The following is an 18,389-nucleotide window of genomic DNA, read 5'->3' as shown; positions in this document are numbered from 1 at the left end:
GTAAATAAAACGTGCATTTGGCTTTATTTTGAGTTGTAAATCAGGTATGTTGGTAAAGAGTAAAGAAAGTGAGTGTGGATAATGTTTAGAACTGTAGCAGAATTAGTAGATATCGCTGAACGCGACAACCTAACTATTGCTGAAATTATGATTAAGCGTGAAATGAATATTTCTGGTTTACCGCGGGAAGAAATAACGGCTGCGATGGAACGGAATTTAGATATTATGGAAGAAGCCATTCGCGAAGGCGAGGCTGGTGTTACTTCTACAACTGGTTTAACAGGCGGAGATGCCGTCCTAATGCAAGACTATATCAAAAAAGGAAACTTCCTATCCGGTGAAGTTTTACTTGATTCTGTCGCAAAAGCAATCGCAACCAATGAAGTCAATGCTTCGATGGGTGTCATTTGCGCAACACCAACTGCGGGAAGCGCGGGGGTTGTACCAGGCGTACTTTTTTCCTTGAAAGATCGTTTGGAAATGACACGAGAGGATATGGTGAACTTTTTATTCACAGCAGGTGCCTTTGGGTATGTTGTTGCGAATAATGCTTTTATAAGCGGGGCAGCAGGTGGTTGTCAGGCGGAAATTGGCTCAGCAAGTGCGATGGCGTCAGCAGCAATTGTAGCAGCAGCCGGTGGAACCCCCGAACAATCCGCGCACGCGATGGCAATGACGATGAAAAATATGCTTGGACTTGTGTGTGATCCTGTGGCGGGACTTGTAGAAGTACCATGCGTCAAACGTAATGCACTTGGTTCTTCGCAAGCAATTATTTCAGCTGATATGGCGCTAGCGGGTATTAAGAGCCGCATCCCATGTGATGAAGTCATTGAAGCAATGCACCGCGTAGGTTTACAAATGCCAAGCTCATTACGAGAAACGGCAGAAGGAGGATTGGCGGCTACACCGACTGGACGTGCAATTCAGCGGAAGATTTTTGGGCTGTCGCCAGAAGACAAGCGTGAGTGAACTTAAACGAATCCCGACAACTGAAATCAAAGGAATTGGTGAAGAAACAGCTAAAACGTTAAAAGAGCTAGGTTTATCGACCGTGCATGATTTGCTTTGGAACTTCCCGTATCGCTACGAAGATTATCGGTTGCGGGATTTATCCGAAGTGGCGCATGAAGAACGGATTACGATTCAAGGCGAAGTGCTCACCGAAGCAACGGTTGCCTTTTACGGTCGCAAAAAATCCAAGCTCTCTTTCCGTGTGTCGACAGAAGGCCAAGTCATCAAAATCGATTTTTTCAACCAACCCTACCTAAAAAGTAAAATTAGTGTTGGCGAAACAGTAACGATTTCGGGCAAATGGGACAAGAGCCGCGCCCAAGTTACAGCCAGCAAAATTAAAATCGGCGCTGTCGAAAGTGAAGAAGAACTAGAAGGCGTTTACCGTCTAAAAGGAACGCTACGCAATAAAACAATGCAAAAATACACTCGGCTCGCTTTTGATGCGTACAGTGGCGATATCGAAGAAGTTATTCCAGTCAATTTGCTGGAGAAATATCAATTAATGGACCGCTTGGAAGCAGTGCGCATCCTTCATTTTCCTAAAAATAACGAGGAATTAAAACAGGCTAGGCGCCGCATGGTTTACGAAGAATTTCTGTTATTCCAATTGAAAATGCAGTTTTTCCGTAAAATTGAACGCGAAAAATCGGGCGGGATTTCGATTAACTATGATGTAGAAGATTTGCGTCATTATATCGAGTCGTTGTCATTCCCGCTAACGAAAGCACAAAAGCGTGTGGTGAATGAAATCTGCGGTGATATGTTATCGCATTTCCATATGAATCGTTTGCTGCAAGGGGATGTTGGCTCGGGGAAAACAGTCGTTGCCTCAATCGCGATGTATGCGGCTGCCAAAAGTGGCTTTCAAAGCGCCTTGATGGTTCCAACCGAAATTTTGGCCGAGCAACATGCTAATTCACTAGTAGAGTTATTACAACCATTTGACATCACGGTGGGCTTGCTTACTAGTAGTGTAAAAGGAAAGCAGCGCAGAGAGCTACTCGCCATGCTTGAAAATGGCTCAATCGATGTTCTAATCGGGACGCATGCCTTAATTCAAGACGAAGTAATTTATCATCGCCTTGGTTTAGTTATTACCGATGAGCAGCACCGATTTGGCGTAGCGCAGCGCCGGGTCCTTCGCGAAAAAGGCGAATATCCGGATGTCTTATTCATGACAGCTACTCCAATTCCTAGAACGCTTGCGATTACAGCATTTGGCGAAATGGATGTGTCGATTATCGATGAACTTCCAGCCGGTCGAAAAGAAATTGAAACTTACTGGGTCAAACATCAAATGCTTGATCGCGTCATCGGCTTTATGGAAAAGGAAATCGAGAAAGGGCACCAAGTTTACATCATTTGCCCGTTGATTGAAGAATCCGAAAAACTCGATGTGCAAAATGCGATAGACGTTTTTAACATTTTACAAAATAAATGGGGTACCAAATATATCCCGGGTCTGATGCACGGCAAACTATTACCAGCAGACAAAGAGCAAATCATGCGCGACTTTAACGACAAAAAAATTGATTGCCTTGTTTCAACCACCGTAGTTGAAGTAGGCGTAAACGTGCCTAATGCTACGATGATGGTCATTTACGATGCCGACCGTTTTGGTTTAGCGCAGTTGCACCAACTAAGAGGCCGGGTTGGACGTGGAGCCGATCAATCATATTGTATTTTAATCGCGGATCCAAAAACCGAGGTTGGTAAAGAACGTATGATGATTATGTCGGAAACCAATGACGGCTTCGTTGTCAGCGAGCGTGACTTGGAACTTCGTGGGCCGGGAGATTTCTTCGGTCGAAAACAAAGTGGTGTTCCAGAATTCAAAGTTGCGGATATGGTTCATGATTACCGCGTACTCGAAATAGCGCGCCAAGATGCCGTTCATATGATCTTTGAAGAAAACATGCTAGAGAACCAAACCTACGAAAAATTAGTAGCACTTCTTGAAGAAGAAGGGGTCTTTACCGAACAAAAACTAGATTAAACCTATGTAACAATCTTTAAAAAAACTTGCAACTTTGCTTGATTTTTAATAACATATTAAAGTACCGACAAAATACAAGGAAGTTCTGAATGTTATCCTACAGAGGTAACTTCCTTTTTTTACCTAGTGTTTAGTAGCTGGTATTAATACCTTTCACAAAAAAGAGATGAGGATACGTGCATGAAAAAATATTCTAAAAAGGATCGTCAAATGAAGCTTCAAGTAGCCATTGAAGAAAATCCTTTCATAACAGATGAGCAGCTTGCAGAAAAATTTGGGGTCAGTGTGCAAACTATCCGTTTAGATAGAGTAGCACTTTCTATCCCCGAACTCAGAGAGCGAATCAAACATGTTGCGAGTGTCAATTATGCCGATGCAGTAAAAAGCCTTCCCATCGATGAAGTGATTGGTGAAATTATTGATATTCAACTTAGCAAGAGCGCCATTTCGATTTTTGATGTGCGAAGTGAGCATGTGTTTAAACGAAATAAAATCGCTCGCGGGCATCATTTATTTGCCCAAGCTAATTCCTTAGCAACCGCAGTCATCCCAAATGAACTAGCTTTAACTACACAAGCAACCGTTCGCTTTGTTCGTTCTGTAAACGAAGGAGAACGCATCATCGCAAAAGCAAAAGTACGTCCGGCAACAGACAACAGAGCCATTACTATAGTAGATGTCAAAAGCTATGTTGGAGATGAAATAGTACTTAAAGGTAAGTTTGAAATGTATCACGCAACGCAAAAATGAAAATAAAGGACTGACGTATAATGAAAATTGCTGTAGATGCGATGGGTGGAGATCACGCACCAAAAGAAATTGTTTTAGGTGTGATGCAAGCTGTTGCCCAATATAAAGATATCGAAATTCTTCTTTTTGGAGACGAAACAAAAATCAATGAATATTTAACAGATAAAACGCGTGTAAAAATCATACATACTGACGAAAAAATTGAAAGTGATGATGAACCAGTTCGCGCTGTAAAACGGAAGAAAAAAGCTTCTATGGTTCTTGCTGCCCAAGCAGTTAAAGACGGAGAAGCTGACGCGTGTATCTCCGCTGGGAACACAGGCGCATTAATGTCGACTGGACTTTTCGTTATTGGCCGTATTAAAGGTATCGACCGTCCAGCACTTGCTCCAACGCTGCCAACTGTTACTGGAAAAGGCTTCGTAATGCTTGATTTAGGAGCAAATGCCGAAGCAAAACCAGAACATTTACTTCAATTTGGTTTAATGGGCTCGGTTTACGCAGAAAAAGTACGTAAAATCGATCGTCCACGCGTAGCCCTTTTAAATATCGGAACAGAAGAAACAAAAGGTAATGACTTAACGAAAAAAGCATTTGAGCTGATGAAAAATCAAGATGCTTATGAATTTATCGGTAATATTGAAGCGCGTGACTTATTAATGGACGTAGCAGATGTCGTTGTTACAGACGGCTTTACTGGTAATATGGTGCTGAAATCCATCGAAGGAACTGGCGCTGCTTTCCTAAGTATGCTCAAAATGAGTTTACTAAACGGCTTTAAAAATAAAGTTGCAGCAAGCTTCCTGAAAAAAGATTTAATGGCATTAAAAGCAAAAATGGATTACAGCGAATACGGTGGCGCTTGTTTGTTCGGCGTTCAAGCTCCTGTCGTAAAAGCGCACGGTTCATCCAATGCCAATGGTATTTTCACCACCATCCGTCAAGTACGTGAAATGGTTGAAAAACAAGTAGTAGAAACAATTATCGCAGAAGTAGATAAAGTAAAAGTAGGAGGAACAGAAGCAAATGACTAAAATCGCATTCGTATTTCCCGGTCAAGGAGCACAAAAAATTGGCATGGGGCAAGATGTAGCAGCAGAATATCCCGAAGCAAAAAAAATCTATGATGATGCTGACGAAAGATTAGGTTTCTCAATCACAGACGTTATTACAGAAGGACCAATCGAACTATTAACAAAATCTGAAAACGCACAACCAGCGCTTGTTTCCACAAGTGTAGCGATTTTACGTGCATTAGAAACATTCGGCGTCAAAGCTGATTACGTAGCAGGACACAGTCTTGGTGAATATAGCGCGCTTGTTGCAGGTGGCTTTTTAGAAGCAAGTGATGCGATTTACCTTGTGCGTAAACGCGGCGAATTAATGGAAGCAGCTGTTCCAAATGGTGCCGGCGCAATGGCTGCCGTTCTTGGCGTAGATCGTGCGACATTAAAAACAATCACTGAAGAAGTAACTAGCGAAGGCGACGCAGTACAACTTGCGAACCTTAACTGCCCCGGACAAATCGTTATTTCCGGTACAACTACGGGCGTTGAAAAAGCAGGTGAAAAAGCCAAAGCAAGCGGCGCAAAACGTGTATTACCACTTGCGGTTAGCGGGCCTTTCCACTCTAGCTTAATGGAACCAGCCGCACTTGCTTTCCGTGATATTTTAGCAGAAGTAACCATTTCTGATGGTAACATTCCAGTTGTTAACAATGTCGATGCGAAACAAACAACAGATAAAACCGAGATTAGCGATAAACTAATCAAACAAATTTACTCCCCAGTATTATGGGAAGATATCGTCGAAGAACTTATTAAAAATGGCGTAGACACATTTGTAGAAATTGGTTCTGGAAAAGTGTTAGCTGGTTTAATTAAAAAAATCAATCGTGATGTAACGGTACTGTCCGCTGGTGATGTGGAATCAGTGAAAAGCGTTGCGGCGACTTTGAAAGGAGAATAATTAATGACTTTACAAGGCAAAGTAGCAGTAGTAACAGGTGGCTCACGCGGAATTGGTCGTGACATTGCCATTCATTTAGCCAAAGAAGGCGCGAATATTTTCTTCAATTACAATGGTAGCCCAGAAGCAGCAGAAGAAACAGCGAAACTGGTTGCCGAACATGGCGTGGAAGTAGAAGCAATGAAAGCCAACGTAGCCATTGCGGAAGACGTGGATGCGTTTTTCAAACAAGCAATAGAACGTTTTGGCCGTGTGGATATTTTAGTGAATAATGCGGGAGTTACGCGCGATAATCTGTTAATGCGTATGAAAGAAGAAGAATGGGACGATGTGATTAATATCAACCTAAAAGGAACTTTCCTTTGCACTAAAGCAGTGACGCGTACGATGATGAAACAACGCGCTGGTAAAATTATTAATATGGCCTCTGTGGTTGGCTTAATTGGTAACGCTGGTCAAGCGAACTATGTAGCAAGTAAAGCTGGTGTTATCGGCCTTACAAAAACAACGGCTCGTGAACTTGCGCCACGTGGAATTAACGTGAATGCTGTCGCTCCAGGTTTCATTACCACTGAAATGACCGACAAATTAGACGAGAAGACAAAAGAAGCAATGTTAGCGCAAATCCCGCTAGGTGCTTATGGAACGACAGAAGATATTGCAAATGCAGTTCTTTTCTTAGCAAGTGATGCTTCGAAGTATATTACTGGTCAAACACTATCCGTTGATGGCGGAATGGTGATGTAAAATGGGTTAATGAATGCGAATTAACTTAGCTCGCATTACTTTAAATATTTTTGTTTACGTAGGAGAAATAATCCTATATAATACTTGGAGGGAGGTGAAGTGAAAAATGGCAGAAGTATTAGAAAAAGTTACAAAAATCATCGTAGACCGTTTAGGTGTCGAGGAATCCAAAGTAACTTTAGAAGCTTCCTTCAAAGAAGATCTAGGTGCTGATTCCCTAGATGTTGTTGAATTAGTAATGGAACTTGAAGACGAGTTCGGAGTTGAAATCTCTGATGGCGACGCTGAAAACATTAACACAGTTGGTGATGCAGTGAAGTACATAGAGGCAAACGCATAAAACTTTATGTGACCGGATAAATGAGGGTGCCCGTGTTACTTATCTTTGCTGTGGTAACTTCCGCACGCGAGATAAGTAGTACAGGTAGCCTCTTTTTCAAGGTCGTGGAAGATTTGTTGGTTCATTTTCTAAGCAGCTTTTTGCTCGTGGCTGTTTAGAAAATGAACTTGCTTATTAAAGAGAGGAGCAAGTGAAATGAATCAATGGGAAGAGTTACAAGAAAGCGTTGGATTCGATTTTAAAGATGTAGAATTATTAAAACAAGCATTTACACATTCCTCGTACGTCAACGAACACCGCCGGGAAAATGTGAAAGATAATGAACGCCTCGAATTTTTGGGTGATGCCGTGCTAGAACTAACTGTATCGGATTATCTTTTTAATAAATATCCAGAAATGGCAGAAGGACACATGACAAAAATGCGCGCAGCAATTGTTTGTGAGCCTTCTTTAGTTGAGTTTGCAGAAGCAGTCCACTTTTCCAAATACGTTCGACTTGGTAAAGGGGAAGAAAAAGCAGGCGGGAGAACTCGTCCAGCGCTTCTGGCGGATGTATTTGAATCATTTATCGGCGCGCTTTATTTAGATAATGGTATCGATAAGGTCGTGACATTTTTAGAACGCGTTATTTTTCCGAAGATTGATGCAGGAGCTTATCTACAAACCGTTGATTATAAAACGCAACTGCAAGAAATTGTTCAACGGGACCGCGATGTTTTGATCGAATATGACATCCTTGGCGAAACAGGGCCAGCGCACAATAAAGCATTCGATGCGCAAGTAATTGTTAACGGACAAGTACTTGGAAAAGGCAGCGGTAGAACAAAAAAACAAGCGGAACAAAGTGCGGCACAATTTGCTATTAACCAACTAACACACAGATAAACAAAAATGGAGGTGTCCGGACATGTTATTAAAACGATTAGAAATGAATGGCTTTAAATCCTTTGCTGACAAAGTTGCGATAGATTTCGTGCCCGGCATGACTGCAGTTGTAGGACCAAATGGCAGCGGGAAAAGTAATATTACAGAAGCAATCCGCTGGGTACTTGGGGAGCAGTCCGCTAAATCGCTCCGTGGTGGCCGAATGGGCGACGTTATTTTTGCTGGAAGTGATACGCGTAAACCAATTAATTTTGCGGAAGTATCACTTATTCTCGAAAATGAAGACCATTTTTTACCACTTGATTATAGCGAAGTAGCTGTTACTAGACGGATTTACCGTAATGGTGATAGTGAATTTTTAATTAATAAAGAGAATTGTCGACTGAAAGATATTGTCGATTTATTTATGGATTCTGGACTTGGACGGGAATCTTTTTCGATTATTTCGCAAGGGAAAATTGATGAAATTTTGAACAGTAAACCAGAAGAACGCCGCTCGATTTTTGAAGAAGCAGCTGGCGTATTAAAATATAAACACCGTAAAAAACAAGCTGAAAATAAATTATTTGAAACGGAAGAAAATTTAAACCGCGTACAGGATATTTTGTATGAATTAGAAGGGCAACTAGAGCCACTGGAAATGCAAGCTTCTATTGCCAAAGATTACTTATTCCAACAAGAAGAACTGGAAAAATACGAAGTGACGTTGCTCGCGAGTGAAATTAGCTCCCTCACAGCCAAACTAGCCGAAGTTCGAAAAGAATTTGGCGAAAATCAAACTGTTTTAATCAAGTTGCGCGAAGAATTACATGCCGAAGAAGCAGTTATTTCCCGAGAAAAACAAGCGCTGAATGAAACTGATATCGCGCTTGATAATTTACAAGAACGCCTTTTAGTGGAAACAGAAAAACTGGAACAACTAGAAGGGGAACGCAATCTTCAATTAGAACGTAAAAAACATAGTAGCGAAAATGAACAAGTGTACGCGGAAACTTTAGCAGCAATCACTGAAAAAATTACTGCTTTGGAAGAGCAAAAAGAAGTTTTAAGTAGCTCAAAGCTCGAAAAAGAAACAGCGTTAGAAATGGCTGTCAAAGCGAAAAAAGAACTAGAATCTACACTTGCCAAATATGACGATTTATCCGAAGAAGCAATCGAAAACCGTAAAAGTGACTATATTGATTTGCGCCATACACAAACAACAATCAATAATGATTTAGGTTATATCGAGCGTCAAATTGGTCAAATCACTAGCCGCATCGATAAATTGGATTTAGAAAATAGTCACCATGTCGATGATAGAAAAGATATGCTATCGCAAATTGAAACAACGAAAACACATTTAACGAAAATCCAAAGCGAGCTCACGGAACAAATGGAAATTTACCGCGAAGTGCAGCAAACATTGGCTAAACAAGAAGGCATTTTCGGAACGCAAGAACGCGCACTATATAAACATTATGAAACAGTGCAACAAATGAAATCGCGAAAAGAAACACTAGAAGAATTAGCGGATGATTACGCTGGCTTTTTCCAAGGTGTTCGTGAAGTGTTAAAAGCGAAAAAAGAAATTCCAGGCATTCTCGGGGCATTAGTTGAACTTGTTGAAATTCCGGCAAAATATCAACAAGCAATGGAAACAGCGCTTGGAGCCAGTGCGCAGAACGTGGTTGTAGAAGATGACCGCGTTGCTCGTGAAGCCATCAGTTTCTTGAAGAAAACGAAAAGCGGTCGGGCTACCTTCTTACCACTTTCGACGATTCAACCGCGCGAACTACCAGCAGCAACGAAAAACGCTTTAAGCAATCAACCAGCGTTTATCGCGCTTGCTAGCGAAGTTATTTCCTTTGATCCAAAAGTTTCGCCAGTTATTCTAAATGCGTTAGGTACGACGATTTTAGCAAAAGATTTAAAAGGGGCAAATACACTTGCTCGGTTAGTTAATTTCAGGTATCGCATTGTGACACTGGAAGGCGACGTGGTCAATGCCGGCGGTTCCATGACCGGTGGAGCAACCAAAGGCGGAAAATCGTCTATCTTAACAAGAAAACACGAATTAGGTCAATTAGCGGAGAAAATCGCTGAACTAAATGAATCCACGCGTGAAATGGAGTCCGCGGTGCAACTTGCGAAAGACAGCATGGCGAAAAAACGTGAAGAACTCGAAGAAACCCGCGGCATCGGTGAAAATTTACGTTTACAAGAAAAAGAATTACTTGGAAAACTAGACCGCGAAACCGAGAATTTAGAGCGTTTTAATAAACAATTACAACTGTATGATATTGAAAAAGCAGATGGTAGCGAAGAATTAAATAAACTACTGGAGCGAAAAGAAACTTTACTGAAAGAACAAGTTGAAATCGCGAAACAAATCGAATCAACCGACGAAGAAATCAAAGCGATGACAAGTTCAAGTAAAGCATTAGAAAGTAAACGCGCAGCTGATTTAGAAAGCCTGTCGTCCCTGAAAGCACAAATTGCCGCCAAACGGGAGCAACTGCAATCAGCTACAGAAGCAGTCGAACGTGTAACCACAACCCTGCATGAAAACTACGAACAAAAAGAAGCAGCCGAACAAAAACTTGCTTCCTTAAAAACAAATTTAACAAGCGTTCATACAAGCGAAGAATCAGCTCGAAAATCCATTGAAGAACTACGCAAGGATAAGGCTGAAACTAGCGAAAAACTAACGCAAACTAGACAAACTCGCGCTGAACTGCAAGAAAAACTAGAACTTTTAGAAGCTGAATTAACACAAAAAAATAACCAAATCAGTTTTTACGTGGAGCAAAAAAATAATGCAGAAATCAGCATCGGCCGTTTAGAAGTTGATATAACGAACCGAATCGACCGTCTGCAAGAAGCTTATTTACTCACACCTGAGCAAGCCGAAGAAAAAATCTTGCCAGAAGTAGATACCGAACAAGCTCGCTCGAAAGTTCGCTTATTAAAACGTTCTATCGACGAACTCGGTATTGTCAACATTGGTGCCATCGAAGAATTTGAGCGAATCCAAGAACGTTTTGACTTCCTAAACGGGCAACAAGCGGATTTACTTGCCGCAAAAGAAACCCTCTTTAAAGTTATGGACGAAATGGACGAAGAAATGAAAATCCGTTTTAGTGAGAGTTTTGAAGCGATTAAAACCGAATTCGCGATTGTTTTCCCAGAACTATTTGGTGGCGGAAGTGCGGAACTGGTTCTCCTTGATCCGGAAAATCTTTTAACAACCGGTATTGATATCGTCGTTCAACCTCCAGGGAAAAAACTGCAAAACTTATCACTTCGTTCCGGCGGAGAGCGCGCATTAACCGCGATTGCTTTACTATTTGCTATCATTCGCGTTCGTCCTGTTCCATTCTGTATTTTGGATGAAGTAGAAGCAGCGTTAGATGAAGCAAACGTTACGAGATTCAGCCGTTACTTGAAACAATTCGAGTCTGGCACACAGTTTATCGTTATCACGCACCGTAAAGGAACAATGGAAGAAGCCGACGTTTTATACGGTGTCACCATGCAAGAGTCCGGCGTCTCCAAACTAGTATCGGTTCGCTTAGAAGAAACAGCCGAACTCATTAAATAAAAGGAGTAAACAAAATGACCTTTTTTAAAAAATTAAAAGATAAAATTACCCAGCAAACCGATTCTGTTTCTGGAAAATTTAAAGATGGCTTATCCAAAACACGTGGCAACTTTTCCGGGAAAATCAACGAAATGGTTGCTCGCTATCGTAAAGTAGATGAAGATTTCTTTGAAGAACTTGAAGAAATTCTTATCGGAGCGGACGTTGGCTTTGAAACAGTCATGGAACTAGTCGATATGCTGCGCCGTGAAGTACAGCTTAGAAATATCAGCGATCCAAAAGATGTCCAAGAAGTAATTGTCGAAAAATTAGTCGAGATTTATCAAGGCGACGAAAAAGAAGACGAGGCTCTTCATATCGAAGAAAACGGCCTAACAGTCATCCTATTTGTTGGTGTGAACGGTGTTGGTAAAACAACCTCCATCGGAAAAATGGCCCATCGTTTTAAACAAGAAGGCAAAAAAGTCATGCTTGCTGCTGGTGATACTTTCCGAGCTGGCGCGATTGATCAACTTGAAGTCTGGGGCGAGCGTACCGGCGTCGATGTTATTAAACAAGCCGAGGGAAGCGACCCTGCAGCGGTGATGTTTGATGCCGTTCAAGCCGCAAAAGCACGCAAAGCAGACATTTTACTTTGCGATACAGCCGGCCGTTTACAAAACAAAGTCAATCTAATGAACGAATTAGAAAAAGTAAAACGTGTCATTACGCGCGAAATTCCTAATGCGCCGCACGAAGTTTTACTAGTACTAGATGCAACAACTGGTCAAAATGCCTTCGTTCAAGCAAAACAATTTAAAGAAACAACGGACGTAACAGGCATTATCCTTACAAAACTAGACGGAACTGCCAAAGGTGGTATCGTCATCGCCATCCGCAACGAGCTGGATATCCCGGTGAAATTCGTCGGTCTTGGGGAACAAATGGACGACCTGCAAGCCTTTGATGCAAATGAATATGTTTATGGCTTATTTGCTGATATGGTTGATAACGAAAAATAATCAGAGAAAGCCGAATGATACTTGTCATTCCGGCTTTTTTCTCTTTTGTTTAACCTTCCTTGACATTCCCGCGATTTCCCCGTATCCTTTAAAAGGAGAGAGGTGAAACGCCTTGTTTGAGAAGACAAACCGGATGAATTTATTATTTGATTTTTACCAAGAATTATTAACAACCAAACAAAAAGCCTATGTTTCTTTTTATTACCTGGACGATTACTCACTAGGCGAAATTGCCGAAGAATTTGAAGTGAGCAGACAAGCCATTTATGATAATATTAAAAGGACCGAAGAAAGCCTAGAAAAATACGAAGAAAAACTAGGGATGTTAAGAAAATATCAACAACGAGAAAAACTCTTTAGTCAATTAGAAGCACAATTAACCAAGAAGAATTTTCTGGACGAGCAAGTGAAAGAGACGCTCGAACAGCTTAAAAATATCGATTAGGAGGCCAGAATCATGGCATTTGAAGGACTAGCTGGAAGACTCCAAGAAACAATGAACAAAATTCGCGGCAAAGGGAAAGTAAACGAAGCTGACGTAAAAGAAATGATGCGTGAAGTTCGCCTTGCCCTACTAGAAGCCGATGTTAACTTTAAAGTCGTTAAACAATTTATTAAAACAGTAAGCGAACGTGCTGTCGGCGCGGACGTAATGAAAAGCTTAACACCCGGTCAACAAGTTATCAAAATCGTTCAAGAAGAACTAACAAGCTTAATGGGCGGCGAAGAAAGCAAAATCGGAACAGCAGACCGTCCGCCAACCGTGATTATGATGGTAGGTTTACAAGGGGCTGGTAAAACAACCACTTCCGGAAAACTTGCTAATTTATTACGCAAAAAATATAACCGTAAACCATTACTTGTAGCAGCCGATATTTATCGTCCTGCCGCAATTAAACAATTAGAAACACTAGGCAAACAATTAGATATGCCAGTATTTTCACTAGGCGATCAAGTAAGCCCAGTAGAAATTGCCAAACAAGCAATCGAAAAAGCCAAAGAAGAACATTTAGACTATGTGATTATCGATACAGCCGGCCGTTTGCACATCGATGAAACGTTAATGGACGAGCTAAAACAAGTCAAAGAAATTGCCAAACCTACCGAAATTTTGCTTGTAGTCGATTCGATGACAGGGCAAGATGCCGTCAATGTGGCGCAAAGTTTCAACGAACAATTAGAAATTACCGGTGTCGTACTAACAAAACTAGATGGCGATACACGTGGTGGGGCCGCACTTTCGATTCGTTCTGTTACTGGAAAACCAATTAAATTTATCGCCACTGGTGAAAAAATGGAAGCTCTCGAAACCTTCCATCCAGACCGCATGGCTTCCAGAATTCTCGGCATGGGCGACGTGCTTTCCCTAATTGAAAAAGCGCAAACCGATGTAGACGCAGAAAAAATGAAAGCTATGGAACAAAAAATGAAAGACAATAGCATGACGCTAGATGACTTTTTGGACCAATTACAACAAGTAAAACAAATGGGCCCACTAGACGAACTACTGAAAATGATGCCCGGGGCAAACAAAATGAAAGGCCTCGACAATATGAATGTTGATGATAAACAGCTAGGTCATATTGAAGCGATTATCAAATCAATGACTAAAAACGAAAAAGACAATCCCGATATCATCAATGCTAGCAGAAGAAAGCGGATTGCGCGTGGTAGCGGACGTCCAGTACAAGAAATTAACCGTCTTCTAAAACAATTTGCTGAAATGAAAAAAATGATGAAGCAAATGACTGGCGGCGGCAAAGGCAAAAAAGGTAAAAACCCATTCGGCAATTTCAAAATGCCATTTTAATTCAAAAAGCCAAAACCAATTCCCGGTTTTGGCTTTTTTTCATACCTTAACACCCTGAAAATCATTTCTTTACAAACCCTTCATTCAACCGATAAATTGGATTGCTATAATGACAATTAAGCTTACAAAAGGAGGAGAAAGAATGAAAAATTGGGTAAAAGTAACAGGAGCAGGGGTACTAAGCGCAACATTATTACTAGGGGGATGTGGAGCGCAGTCAGAAGAAAAAGCAGAAGCAAATGTGAAAACGGAACAACTAAGCATAAAACCAGGGAGCCAAATCAAATTAGAAGGCGCTGTAAACGTCCGCGATTTAGGTGGCTACAAAACAACCGATGGCCAAACCATTAAACCACACAAACTCATTCGAAGTGCTGAACTCGCTAATCTAACTGATTCAGATAAGAAGAAACTCGTAAATACATACGATCTTGCTCAAATAGTTGATTTTCGAACGAATTCAGAAGTAACCGCCAAACCAGATCCAAAACTAACAGATGTTGCTTATACCCATGATTCAGTCATGAAAGACAACGGCGCATCCACAAGCGCACAAGATTTAACTGCCAGCCTAGCCAAAATGGATAATCCGGAAACATTTCTAATCAATGCGAATAAAAGTTTTATTACCGATGAAACGTCCATCCAAGCCTATAAAGAATTTTTTGATATACTACTTGCCAACCAAGACGGTTCGGTTCTTTGGCACTGTACGGCTGGAAAAGACCGAGCTGGGTTCGGGACGGCTTTAGTTCTTTCCGCGTTAGGTGTGGATAAAGAGACCGTAATAGATGACTATATGTTATCGAATAAATACCGCGCCGCTGAAAATAAAAAAGCCATCGAAGCCGTGGCAGCAAAAACCGATAATAAAAAAGTTATCGCTGGAATGACCGCGGTAATGGAAGTACGTGAATCTTATATCAACGCAGCCTTCGATGAAATTGACGCTAAATATGGTTCGATGGATAACTTTTTAAAAGAAAAACTCGGCCTAACTGATGCGAAAAAAGAACAACTAAAAAAAGCATATCTTTATTAAAAAAGTCAGCCCTTGAAAAAGGGCTATTTTTTTTGCGTACAAATAAGAATAGAAGTGAAGAACCATTCGGAAAAGATTTGTATACAATTGAACGACAATTCATGTAAAGTGAACTATTGTAGGTCTTAATACCCTTATACGAACAGTGCTAAAGTTTAAAAATAAGCTATAAATACGCATATTTGTATAACTTTTAGACTAATGGGATTGAATTGAAGTATTTTTTGGTTCTAGTACTTTTTACTTTAATTTTTAAAAATATACTATATAGTAAAGTTATCTAACGGGTTATAACAACTGGTGGTAGGTTCGAAAAAGAAAGGAGGGCATATTGCGAAGATGATTTGAATCTGATATTGGATAAAGGTCCAGGGGATACTTAATAGTTAGCTTATTAATAAAACATAATTTAATACCTTTATTCTGTTTTCAGTTATTTTTCAAAATCAAGAACAATTGATTTTTAAGGGGGAAAAATGATGAAAAAACAGCGTGTAGATTACAGACGGAGATTAGACCAAAAGCGAGCGCAAAAAGCAAAATTAATTGCGGCTCTTATTACGACAACGACAATGATGGTAGCGCCTGTCACTGTTAATTATGATTCTTTTAATCACAAATTTGCCCTGAGTGGTATTCAAGCAGACGCAGCAACAATTGATTTGTTAGGTAACTCTAATTTGAATACACAGTATTCGAATGGGAAATTAGTGATTACTCTTTCTGGGAATCAATTAGTTAGTGCTAGTGCGGTATCTACGTACTATCCATATTTTGAATTACCAAGCGAACTTTCTTCTATTTTGAGTAACCCAAATATAAGAGCAAATACAAAAATTGATTATAAAATTGCATATCTAGGAATTGGGAACATTGGGTTATTTAATCAAGGAACTATTAATGGTAGTAATTCCACTAATTTCTTTATTGATCCTAGTAGAAATGCAATTGGCGCTAAAGTAAATCATTTACTTGGTGTTGGGGTTAGTAGTGTATCTACTTTTACTTTGACGATTGATTTATTAGCTCTTGGCGTTACGGCACTACCTAGTGCAAATGACGGGAAATTGGATTTTGCTGCTAGAACTGGTGATGGACTTTTGGATATTGATTTGTTGAATAGTAATGCGGCTCGTGGGTTTATTACTACGGATGTTGGGGATGCTGATGCTGATGCCGACGCTGATGCCGACGCTGATGCTGACGCTGATGCGGATGCTGACGCTGATGCTGACGCCGATGCAGATGCAGATGCGGATGCTGACGCTGATGCGGATGCTGACGCTGACGCGGATGCTGACGCCGATGCGGATGCGGACGCGGATGCTGATGCGGATGCCGACGCCGATGCCGACGCTGATGCCGATGCCGATGCGGATGCGGATGCTGACGCGGATGCCGACGCGGATGCGGATGCTGACGCTGATGCGGATGCTGATGCCGATGCGGACGCCGATGCGGATGCGGATGCTGACGCCGATGCGGATGCGGACGCCGATGCGGATGCGGATGCGGATGCGGATGCGGACGCTGATGCGGATGCGGATGCCGATGCGGACGCCGATGCGGATGCTGATGCCGATGCGGATGCCGACGCTGACGCTGATGCCGATGCGGATGCGGATGCGGATGCGGACGCTGATGCGGATGCTGATGCCGACGCTGATGCCGACGCCGATGCCGATGCGGATGCCGACGCCGATGCGGATGCCGACGCTGATGCTGACGCTGACGCCGACGCTGATGCTGACGCCGATGCTGACGCCGATGCCGACGCGGATGCGGATGCGGATGCCGACGCTGATGCGGATGCTGACGCCGATGCGGATGCCGATGCTGACGCCGATGCGGATGCCGATGCGGATGCTGATGCTGATGCTGACGCTGATGCCGACGCTGATGCGGATGCGGATGCCGATGCAGATGCGGATGCTGATGCTGATGCTGACGCTGACGCCGATGCTGATGCGGATGCTGACGCCGATGCGGATGCCGACGCAGATGCGGATGCTGATGCTGACGCTGATGCCGACGCAGATGCGGATGCTGATGCCGATGCTGACGCCGACGCTGATGCTGACGCTGATGCCGATGCCGATGCAGACGCCGATGCGGATGCCGACGCCGATGCGGATGCTGATGCTGACGCTGATGCCGACGCAGATGCTGATGCGGATGCTGATGCCGATGCCGATGCTGACGCCGATGCTGATGCGGACGCTGATGCCGATGCTGATGCCGATGCTGATGCCGACGCTGATGCTGATGCGGATGCTGACGCAGATGCTGATGCTGACGCCGATGCGGATGCCGACGCCGATGCGGATGCGGACGCCGATGCGGATGCCGACGCTGACGCCGATGCCGACGCCGATGCGGATGCCGACGCCGATGCGGATGCTGACGCCGATGCGGATGCCGATGCCGACGCTGATGCCGATGCTGACGCCGACGCCGATGCGGACGCAGATGCGGATGTAGACATTGACTGGAGAGATTTCCTAGTTGAAAAACCAACTGTAAATCCAATATATGAGGGGACTAAAACCATCACAGGTTCTTCCATTTATAAAAACATGAATATAAATGCCCTTCTCAAATCATTGCAATCTGATGCCCCAGCTGGAACAGTTTTCTATATTAATTTGACTCTACCAGATGGAACTGTCATTGGAAATGTGTTAATCCATGCAGATGGAACCTATACAATCAATATTCCTAATTATAATTTGAAAGCAGGAGATGTTATTCATCTTCAAGTAACAGCTAAATACGGCGACGAAGTAAAAACAAGTGATGACGTATCAGTAACCGTTTTACCTTTAGTAGACTCTGACGCCGATGCTGATGCCGATGCTGACGCCGATGCAGATGCGGATGCCGATGCTGACGCTGACGCCGATGCCGACGCTGATGCCGACGCCGACGCCGACGCTGACGGAGGAACAACCCCTCCTACCAATGGCGGAGGAACTACTGGAACTTCTAACGGAGGTAGTGGCATAACTGTTTCGAGTATGAATTCGAACGGTTCGGGAACAATGCTTTCCTCTGGCTATAGTGCTGACGGAACAACTTCCATTTCAGCAAGCGATCTCCCATCAACTGGAGATACAAACAGTAGTCTTCCTTGGGTTGGGCTTGGACTCTTCTCACTAGCCGGTGCGTTTTTACTACGTCTTTTCCGTAAATAGAGCCACAAAACATCGATTCCCTGCTGCTAAGTAAATTTTAGCGGCAGGGAAATTAT

14 protein-coding genes are annotated in these 18,389 nt (G+C 42.5%); all 14 read left to right on the top strand.

What is annotated here, in order from left to right; genetic code table 11:
- Positions 1-81 precede the first annotated feature (81 nt).
- The 14 genes from sdaAA (at position 82) to HCJ30_RS09735 (ending at position 18,333) form a co-directional block, all read left to right on the top strand.
- Complete coding sequence (gene sdaAA, locus HCJ30_RS09800; RefSeq protein ID WP_070759300.1) at positions 82-972, top strand: L-serine ammonia-lyase, iron-sulfur-dependent, subunit alpha; 891 nt, start codon at positions 82-84, stop codon at positions 970-972.
- Positions 965-3,013: an ATP-dependent DNA helicase RecG gene (gene recG, locus HCJ30_RS09795; protein ID WP_185391996.1), complete on the top strand. Its 2,049-nt coding sequence runs from the start codon at positions 965-967 to the stop codon at positions 3,011-3,013. Before sdaAA ends, recG begins: the two co-directional genes overlap by 8 nt.
- A gap of 180 nt (positions 3,014-3,193) precedes the next feature.
- Positions 3,194-3,763: a transcription factor FapR gene (gene fapR, locus HCJ30_RS09790; RefSeq protein ID WP_003736917.1), complete on the top strand. Its 570-nt coding sequence runs from the start codon at positions 3,194-3,196 to the stop codon at positions 3,761-3,763.
- Positions 3,764-3,783: 20 nt separating this feature from the next.
- Positions 3,784-4,797, top strand: a complete 1,014-nt coding sequence (plsX, locus tag HCJ30_RS09785; RefSeq protein WP_008948153.1) for a phosphate acyltransferase PlsX — start codon at positions 3,784-3,786, stop codon at positions 4,795-4,797.
- Complete coding sequence (gene fabD / locus HCJ30_RS09780) at positions 4,790-5,731, top strand: ACP S-malonyltransferase (RefSeq protein WP_185391995.1); 942 nt, start codon at positions 4,790-4,792, stop codon at positions 5,729-5,731. The genes plsX and fabD overlap by 8 nt, the downstream gene beginning before the upstream one ends.
- Positions 5,732-5,734: 3 nt before the next feature.
- Positions 5,735-6,478 carry a 3-oxoacyl-[acyl-carrier-protein] reductase gene (fabG, locus tag HCJ30_RS09775; RefSeq protein WP_008948151.1) on the top strand — a complete coding sequence of 248 codons (744 nt, stop codon included), beginning with the start codon at positions 5,735-5,737 and terminating at the stop codon, positions 6,476-6,478.
- Between the two features lie 106 nt (positions 6,479-6,584).
- Complete coding sequence (locus tag HCJ30_RS09770; RefSeq protein WP_003723866.1) at positions 6,585-6,818, top strand: acyl carrier protein; 234 nt, start codon at positions 6,585-6,587, stop codon at positions 6,816-6,818.
- Positions 6,819-7,013: 195 nt separating this feature from the next.
- The gene (gene rnc / locus HCJ30_RS09765) at positions 7,014-7,703 is read left to right on the top strand and encodes a ribonuclease III (protein WP_008948149.1); all 690 of its coding nucleotides are present in this window, start codon (positions 7,014-7,016) and stop codon (positions 7,701-7,703) included.
- Positions 7,704-7,725: 22 nt separating this feature from the next.
- Complete coding sequence (gene smc, locus HCJ30_RS09760; protein WP_185391994.1) at positions 7,726-11,286, top strand: chromosome segregation protein SMC; 3,561 nt, start codon at positions 7,726-7,728, stop codon at positions 11,284-11,286.
- 14 nt (positions 11,287-11,300) lie between these two features.
- On the top strand, positions 11,301-12,287 hold the full coding sequence (gene ftsY, locus HCJ30_RS09755) for a signal recognition particle-docking protein FtsY (protein WP_185391993.1): 987 nt from the start codon (positions 11,301-11,303) through the stop codon (positions 12,285-12,287).
- Between the two features lie 112 nt (positions 12,288-12,399).
- Positions 12,400-12,732 carry a putative DNA-binding protein gene (locus HCJ30_RS09750; protein ID WP_185391992.1) on the top strand — a complete coding sequence of 111 codons (333 nt, stop codon included), beginning with the start codon at positions 12,400-12,402 and terminating at the stop codon, positions 12,730-12,732.
- Between the two features lie 12 nt (positions 12,733-12,744).
- Complete coding sequence (gene ffh, locus HCJ30_RS09745; protein WP_185391991.1) at positions 12,745-14,097, top strand: signal recognition particle protein; 1,353 nt, start codon at positions 12,745-12,747, stop codon at positions 14,095-14,097.
- Between the two features lie 142 nt (positions 14,098-14,239).
- Positions 14,240-15,139, top strand: a complete 900-nt coding sequence (lipA, locus tag HCJ30_RS09740) for a tyrosine/lipid phosphatase LipA (protein ID WP_185391990.1) — start codon at positions 14,240-14,242, stop codon at positions 15,137-15,139.
- Between the two features lie 479 nt (positions 15,140-15,618).
- Positions 15,619-18,333: an Lmo1799 family Asp-Ala repeat surface protein gene (locus HCJ30_RS09735; RefSeq protein WP_185392244.1), complete on the top strand. Its 2,715-nt coding sequence runs from the start codon at positions 15,619-15,621 to the stop codon at positions 18,331-18,333.
- Positions 18,334-18,389: the final 56 nt, after the last annotated feature.

This window comes from Listeria cossartiae subsp. cossartiae (genome assembly GCF_014224155.1).
In the GTDB taxonomy this organism is placed as follows: domain Bacteria; phylum Bacillota; class Bacilli; order Lactobacillales; family Listeriaceae; genus Listeria; species Listeria cossartiae.
The sequence above is the reverse complement of the archived record's forward strand: the minus strand, read 5'-3'. Positions and strand labels throughout refer to the sequence as shown.

Coding starts and splice junctions, on each gene's coding strand:
- sdaAA (WP_070759300.1), top strand. CDS start 82: ATGTTTAGAACTGTAGCAGAATTAGTAGATATCGCTGAACGCGACAAC.
- fapR (WP_003736917.1), top strand. CDS start 3,194: ATGAAAAAATATTCTAAAAAGGATCGTCAAATGAAGCTTCAAGTAGCC.
- plsX (WP_008948153.1), top strand. CDS start 3,784: ATGAAAATTGCTGTAGATGCGATGGGTGGAGATCACGCACCAAAAGAA.
- fabD (WP_185391995.1), top strand. CDS start 4,790: ATGACTAAAATCGCATTCGTATTTCCCGGTCAAGGAGCACAAAAAATT.
- fabG (WP_008948151.1), top strand. CDS start 5,735: ATGACTTTACAAGGCAAAGTAGCAGTAGTAACAGGTGGCTCACGCGGA.
- HCJ30_RS09770 (WP_003723866.1), top strand. CDS start 6,585: ATGGCAGAAGTATTAGAAAAAGTTACAAAAATCATCGTAGACCGTTTA.
- rnc (WP_008948149.1), top strand. CDS start 7,014: ATGAATCAATGGGAAGAGTTACAAGAAAGCGTTGGATTCGATTTTAAA.
- smc (WP_185391994.1), top strand. CDS start 7,726: ATGTTATTAAAACGATTAGAAATGAATGGCTTTAAATCCTTTGCTGAC.
- ftsY (WP_185391993.1), top strand. CDS start 11,301: ATGACCTTTTTTAAAAAATTAAAAGATAAAATTACCCAGCAAACCGAT.
- ffh (WP_185391991.1), top strand. CDS start 12,745: ATGGCATTTGAAGGACTAGCTGGAAGACTCCAAGAAACAATGAACAAA.
- lipA (WP_185391990.1), top strand. CDS start 14,240: ATGAAAAATTGGGTAAAAGTAACAGGAGCAGGGGTACTAAGCGCAACA.
- HCJ30_RS09735 (WP_185392244.1), top strand. CDS start 15,619: ATGAAAAAACAGCGTGTAGATTACAGACGGAGATTAGACCAAAAGCGA.